This window comes from Oleiphilus sp. HI0128 (assembly GCF_001635365.1).
In genome coordinates this window covers 1-6,791 of sequence record NZ_LWGG01000680.1, presented here as the reverse complement: position 1 = coordinate 6,791, position 6,791 = coordinate 1, and the positions used below count along the sequence as shown (strand labels likewise).

Genomic DNA, 6,791 nt, shown 5'->3' with positions numbered 1-6,791 from the left:
ATTCTGGAATTTATGGGCGTGATTACCGCTATCGCAGAGCAAACAAACTTGCTGGCGCTAAATGCTGCAATCGAAGCCGCTCGCGCTGGTGATCAGGGGCGTGGATTTGCGGTTGTGGCGGATGAGGTCAGGACGCTCTCGCACAAAAGTAACGAGTCGGCAGAAAAAATACGCCTGCTTCTGGCTGTTGCGGAAGAGAGTATCGACCAGGGCTGTATGGTTGTGAACGAAACGGGTAATCGCCTGGAGGCCGTCACCTCCGAAGTCGAAGATATTGCCCGAGAGATAAATGTTTCAGCCGATGCGATGGGTATGCAAAGTCAAGGTATTGAGGGTGTTGTGAGCAATAGTCAGTATCTAGATGAGGCTTGCCAGGAAAACGCAGACTTTTCTGCAAAGCTGGCGTCAAACGCCCAGTCGTTGCTTGATATAGCTGAACACCTGGGGTCACTGTCTTATACAATGAGTGATACTGTTAGTCAGGCATCAAATATGAAGCGTAGCTAAGTCTCTTCTTGATTGTTTGGTTTGGTTTGCTGCGCTAATGCCCAGTCGATATGTTCTGCGACCAAGGGGGAGGCAGTTTCTCTACTTCGTTTTAAGGCTGCAACGATAACTAATGACTGTGGCGCATTTCCAAGTGCGACGGCTATATTTCTTAACCAGGATTCGTAGCCCGCTCTGCGAATGGGTGATCCTGCGGTATTCGTTAGGAAGGTTTCTTCATTCCAAGAGAATAACTCTAGCAGAGTGATATCATCTAGCTTGTTTCGGGGGCTAAAGTCTGTCTCTTGGCTGGGTTTTCTGAACTTGTTCCAAGGGCAGACGAGTTGGCAATCATCGCAACCAAAGATTCTGTTCCCCATAGGCTTTCTTAGCTCTAGCGGAATCCTACCTTTTAACTCAATTGTTAGATAAGAAATGCAGCGCTTAGCATCTAGTAAGTACGGTCCTTCAAATGCTTTTGTCGGGCAGGCAGTGAGGCAGGCCTTACAGCTACCACAGTGTTCCTCTATGTATGGTTTACTTATTGGAAGAGGGAGGTCGGTATATATTTCCCCCAGAAAAAACCAGGAACCCGCTTCACGACTGATAAGCATAGTATTTTTACCGAACCAGCCTAAACCCGCTTTCTGGGCAAAGGCTCGTTCAAGTACAGGTGCGCTGTCGACAAAAGCTCTAAAGCTGTAGCTTTCCGCTTTTTGTTTTATATGTTCGATCAGCTTTTTTAGCCTCGAGCGGATTAGCTTATGATAGTCACGCCCCAAGGAATAGCGGGATATATAGGCTTTTTCTTTTTCGTTCAAAAGGCCTAGAGGAGAGTTTGGGTCGCTTAGATAATTCATGCGCAAGGAAATAACCCTAAGCGTGCCGGGAACTAATTCATCAGCCTGCCAGCGTTTGCTTCCATGCTTTTCCATATAATCCAGGTCTGCATGAAAACCTCTATCGAGCCAGTCTTTGTATCGTTCTATATGAATGTCTAGGTCATTAGTTGTGATGCCAAATTGCTGAAACCCAAGTTCTAGCGCTTTTTTTTGGATTGACTGCTCAAGTTCTAGCAGCTCGTTGTGAGTAAGATTGGGCTTAGTGTTTTGCATCGAATCTATTCTAGCGGCATCTTTGTGTAAGTCTGACGATGTTTTGCTATACTTAACAGTTAACTAGGAATGTTTGTTCAGCAAATACATTAATAAGCAATGTGTTACGACGCTATTATGGCATAAACGTGCAGCAGAACCTGCTTTTTGTGTCTGCAAAGAGCGCTTGTTTTAATATTTGTTTATGGATTATAGGGCAAGAGAGTGAATCGATATAGGGTGCGAGTATGACAAAAGCGGCTATTGGGCTTGTATTGGTTGACGAGTCAGCGACAGTAGCATTAGGACGCTTGTTATTCAGTGTCATCGATGAGCATTGTTTTCATCAAGGTGTGGTGAGTATCTTTTTGCACGGTGACCTCGGAATGGGTAAGACAACCTTAACTAGGGGGATTCTCGAAGGTGCAGGGCACTTTGGTAAGGTGAAGAGTCCGACTTATACGATTGTTGAACCCTATGAATTACAGAATGTGCAAGTTAATCATTTTGACTTGTATCGTTTGGGCGACCCCGAAGAGCTAGAATTTATGGGGGTGCGTGATTATTTTGAAGTGCCTCATGACGGTCAGGAAAAGCAGTTGTGTGTTATTGAGTGGCCTGATAAAGGCCAGGGTTTCTTGCCTGAGGCCGATTTTGAAGTCGATTTGAGCTGCACCGGGCGTGGTCGCCTTTGTAAGATTACTGCAGATGGCGAGATTCTTTCAGTATTGAAAGAGGTTAGTTTAAGGCCGGGCTCGGGTTTGGTAGTGAGTAATGTTTCATGCTGAGTAATTATAATTTGAGTTCATGTGGTTTCAAGCATGTCTTTTGTGATTGAGTAGAGAGCTGAATTTAATGAAAGTTCGTACTAGTAGAGTTAGCTTCCTGGCAAAGGTGCTTGTTCTGTTCGCTGCCTTTACGTTTATGGCTGGCAGTGTAAATGCTGCTCAAGCGAAAGTAACTAATGCGCGTATTTGGGAGTCTCCAGAGTATATTCGTTTAGTTCTGGATTTATCACACCCGGTAAAGCATAAAATCATGATGCTGAAGAATCCCTCGCGTTTGGTTTTGGATATTAATGATGCTGATAAGGCGCTTAAGTTTGATAGTTTGAATCTCAAAGGTACGCCTATTTCCGGAGTGCGCAGTGCACGTAGAAATAAAGATGATCTTAGGGTTGTATTGGACTTAAAAGAAGAGGCTGAAACGAAAAGCTTTTTGCTAAAGCCAAATCAGAAGTACGGAAATCGTCTGGTTGTTGATTTATATACGAAAACAAAAAAGCTAAATGAAGCGCGCAAGAATGTTGTTAAGAAAGTGCCTGCGGGTCAGAAGCGAGACATTATCGTTGTTATAGATCCAGGGCATGGTGGGGAAGACCCGGGTGCCATCGGCCCGAATCGTATAAAAGAAAAAGATGTCGTGTTGGCAATTGCTAAAGAATTGAGAAAGCAGATTAATGCTCAAAAAGGCTTTAAAGCTTACCTGACCAGAGAGCGGGATTATTATATTGGTTTGCGCAAGCGTACCCGGATTGCCAGAAAGCATAATACTGACTTGTTAGTGTCTATTCATGCTGATGCATTTAAGAAAGCCCAGGCACACGGTGCATCAGTTTTTGCCTTGTCAAACCGTGGCGCGACCAGTGAGACAGCTCGTTGGTTAGCGCAAAAAGAGAATTCTGCCGATTTAATAGGCGGCGTGGGTGGTGTAAGTTTGGAAGACAAGGATGACGTTCTAGCGAGCGTACTCTTGGACCTTTCTTCCACGGCAAGTTTAAAAGCGAGTTTAGGCGTAGGTAGTAAGGTATTAAGCTCCATGGGCAATGTTGCTCGTTTGCATAAGCGTTCGGTTCAGCAGGCAGGTTTTGTGGTGTTGAAGTCACCAGATATTCCATCAATATTGGTTGAGACAGGATTTATTTCAAATCCGGCAGAGTCCAAGAGATTAAAGTCGTCAAAGTATCAGCGGAAAATGGCCAAGGCGATAAAGGGCGGAATTCTCGCTTACTTTAATGACGCGCCACCTCCGGGAACGCTATTGGCATGGAATAAGGGTGGCAATAGTGTAGTGAACCAAAGTGTTGCTCAAAGCACTAAATCAAAAGCCACGAATTTCAAGAAGTATGTTGTTCGAAAAGGTGATACCCTTTCCCATATTGCGATGCGCAATGATGTATCGCTTACAGAGCTTCGTCGTTTGAATCGGCTTCGCTCTGATAATGTATGGGTTGGTCAACGCTTGTCGCTACCTTCCTCGTAAGCTTCCGTTTTTGATTAGATTTTCAGATTTCTTCTATGAGTAAAATTCATAAGCTATCCGCGCGCCTAGCAAACCAGATAGCTGCAGGTGAAGTGGTGGAGCGTCCTGCTTCTGTTGTAAAAGAATTATTAGAAAACGCCTTGGATGCGGGTGGACGCAAAATATTGGTCCAGGTTGAGCAAGGCGGTGTTAAGCGAATTTTAGTTCGTGATGACGGTGAAGGCATGGGCAAAGATGATTTACCTCTATCCTTAAGTCGTCACGCTACCAGTAAAATTGAATCCCTGGATGATCTGGAAACCGTCGCGACCTTAGGGTTTAGGGGGGAAGCCTTAGCAAGTATTAGTTCGGTTTCCCGTTTAGCACTTAGTTCAAAAACAGACAATGCAGAGCAGGGCTGGCAAGCTGTTACTGAGGGGCGAGACATGGAGGCCCGCTTAAGTCCTGTTGCTCATAATCGAGGGACAAGTGTTGATGTTAGGGACTTGTTTTTCAATACACCTGCTCGAAGAAAATTTTTGAGAACAGAAAAGACTGAATTTAATCATTTAGAAGAAGTCCTAAAACGCCAAGCGCTGAGCCGCTTTGAAGTTAGTTTTGAGTTGGTTCACAATCAGAAGGTTGTGCATAGTTTACGCCCAGCGCCGACGATCAAGGAAAAACAGCTGCGTATCGCTGCCTTATGTGGCAAGCCCTTTATGGAAAATGCCGTTGATATTGATGTAGAGGCAACGGGGCTTAAGTTATGGGGCTGGGTAGCTAAACCAACCTTCTCAAGAAGTCAGGCTGACTTGCAGTACTTTTACGTTAATGGTCGTGTTATCAGGGATCGTTTGGTGAGTCATGCTGTAAAGCAGGCTTATCGTGATGTCTTATATCATGGGCGTCACCCTGCCTTTGTTTTGTATCTAGAGCTTGATCCTGCGCTGGTTGATGTCAATGTTCATCCGACCAAGCATGAGGTTCGTTTTAGGGATGGGCGCTTAGTTCACGATTTTATATTCAGAAGTCTTCATAAGGCGCTTGCGGATATTCGACCAGAAGAATTGGCCGCTCCTGAAGATGGTTCGGCACCGAATCGCGACTTGTCAAATATTCAGGCAAGTACTTCGCTTCAAGCTCAGGCTAGTGCTTTTACGCCGAGTTATGGTTCTCAGTCAGCAATGTCTTTGGGAGTCCAGGGAGTTAGTAGTGCGGTGACTGGCGCTGGCCAAGGTGTGGGAAGTGCTTCGCCATCAATGTTGCAAACATCTGGCCAGGGTGTTTCGGAGGTTCTATCTCAATATAAAGCCCTTCACCCTGATCAGAACCTTGGTCAGCAGCAAGAAGCTGTTGATGGGCGTGAACACCCATTAGGTTTTGCTATTGCTCAGCTTCATGGGATTTATATTCTCGCTCAGAATAGTAGTGGTTTGATTGTTGTAGATATGCACGCAGCTCATGAGCGGATTACTTATGAGCGAATGAAAAATGATTTTTATAGTGATGGAATCAAGGCTCAGCCCCTGCTTGTGCCGATGAATATCTCTCTAAGTCAACGAGAGGCTTCTGTTGCTGAAGAATGTGCCGGGGACTTACAGAAATTTGGTTTGGGCCTAGAACGGTCTGGTCCGGAAAGTATCGTTATTCGTCAGGTGCCAGTGATACTTCAGCAGGTGAATGTTGATCAGCTAGTAAGAGACTTGTTGAGTGATATGATTACGCACGGATACTCCGACCAGCTAGAGGCAAAAGCGAATGAGTTGATGTCGACTATGGCTTGTCATGGTTCGGTAAGGGCCAATCGATCGTTGACGATACCGGAGATGAACGCTTTGCTGAGAGATATGGAAGAAACTGAGCGCAGTGGTCAGTGTAACCATGGCCGCCCAACCTGGACCGCACTGTCTATGGGTGAGCTGGATAAGTTATTTCTGCGGGGGCGTTAAGATGTTGCGAATACCTTCTTTAAGGCTTTATCAATGAGCTTGCCTAGTGCAATTTGTCTAATGGGGCCGACAGCGGCGGGTAAGACAGACCTGGCAGTCTCTCTTCATGAAACCTTAGCTTGCGACATTATCAGTGTGGACTCTGCCTTGATATATCGAGGCATGGATATCGGTACGGCAAAACCCGAAAAAGAATTGTTGGCGCGCGCTCCACACCGACTGATTGATATTATTGCTGCTAAAGACAGTTATTCGGTAGCTCGGTTTTATGATGATGCGCTAAGAGAGATGCAGGAAATAACAAGTCGTGGACGCACACCTTTATTGGTGGGCGGTACGATGATGTACTACAAAGTTTTGCAGAATGGTATCGCATCCTTGCCTTGTGCTGATGACAAGGTTCGCGCAGCGATATCTCTTGATGCTGAAAAGCATGGCTGGCCTTATGTTCATGAGCAGCTGGCGCTAGTCGATCCCGAATCTGCCGCGCGCCTAAAACCAACTGATTCCCAGCGTCTTCAAAGAGCTTTGGAGGTTTTTCGGGTAACAGGAAAGACGCTGACTCAGTTTTGGCAGGATCAGCAAAGTCAATCAGAGAGTGGCGCAATTCCGCCAGCCCCCTATGAATTCATTAACCTCTCAATTGCACCGAGTGATCGTTCCGAGCTGCATCAACGTATTGCTCTACGCTTTGATATTATGTTGAAGAGTGGTTTTATCGAAGAGGTTGAAGGGTTTTACCACTCTGGAGAGGTGACAGCAGATATGCCTTCAATGCGTTGTGTTGGCTATAGGCAGGTTTGGGATTACCTAGATGGCAAGTTAACGAAAGATGAAATGCGAGAAAGGGGGGTTATTGCAACTCGACAACTCGCTAAAAGGCAGCTAACTTGGTTGAGGTCTTGGCCAAATTTGCACCAATTAGAGACGAATGATGTAAAAGTGCTGGCTAAAGCGCGAGAAATAATTGAAAATGCTAAATATTAAGACGCATCTCACATAAAAAATGAAAAAAATGCGT

At 45.4% G+C, this 6,791-nt stretch carries 6 protein-coding genes; 5 read left to right on the top strand and 1 reads right to left on the bottom strand.

All coding sequences use genetic code 11. The annotated features are described in order from the left end of the window. The coding region (locus A3763_RS08440) for a methyl-accepting chemotaxis protein (protein ID WP_304440805.1) at window positions 1-507 on the top strand (507 nt) is incomplete at its 5' end. Here A3763_RS08440 and queG read toward each other — a convergent pair. Beyond that, the gene (gene queG / locus A3763_RS08435) at window positions 504-1,601 is read right to left on the bottom strand and encodes a tRNA epoxyqueuosine(34) reductase QueG (protein WP_068511750.1); all 1,098 of its coding nucleotides are present in this window, start codon (window positions 1,599-1,601) and stop codon (window positions 504-506) included. The two genes, A3763_RS08440 and queG, sit on opposite strands and share 4 nt — an antisense overlap. Before the next feature lie 227 nt (window positions 1,602-1,828). On the opposite strand from queG, the gene tsaE reads away from it, so the two are divergent. The 4 genes from tsaE (at window position 1,829) to miaA (ending at window position 6,757) form a co-directional block, all read left to right on the top strand. Continuing rightward, a complete protein-coding gene (gene tsaE / locus A3763_RS08430) occupies window positions 1,829-2,368 on the top strand; it encodes a tRNA (adenosine(37)-N6)-threonylcarbamoyltransferase complex ATPase subunit type 1 TsaE (protein ID WP_068511749.1) in 540 nt (179 codons plus the stop codon). Between the two features lie 67 nt (window positions 2,369-2,435). After that, window positions 2,436-3,842 (top strand): N-acetylmuramoyl-L-alanine amidase, encoded by a 1,407-nt coding sequence (locus tag A3763_RS08425; RefSeq protein WP_068511747.1) that lies wholly within the window; start codon window positions 2,436-2,438, stop codon window positions 3,840-3,842. Between the two features lie 35 nt (window positions 3,843-3,877). Beyond that, window positions 3,878-5,770, top strand: coding sequence for a DNA mismatch repair endonuclease MutL (mutL, locus tag A3763_RS08420; RefSeq protein ID WP_068514965.1), 1,893 nt, complete (start codon window positions 3,878-3,880; stop codon window positions 5,768-5,770). Window positions 5,771-5,803: 33 nt separating this feature from the next. After that, a complete protein-coding gene (miaA, locus tag A3763_RS08415) occupies window positions 5,804-6,757 on the top strand; it encodes a tRNA (adenosine(37)-N6)-dimethylallyltransferase MiaA (protein ID WP_068514967.1) in 954 nt (317 codons plus the stop codon). Window positions 6,758-6,791: the final 34 nt, after the last annotated feature.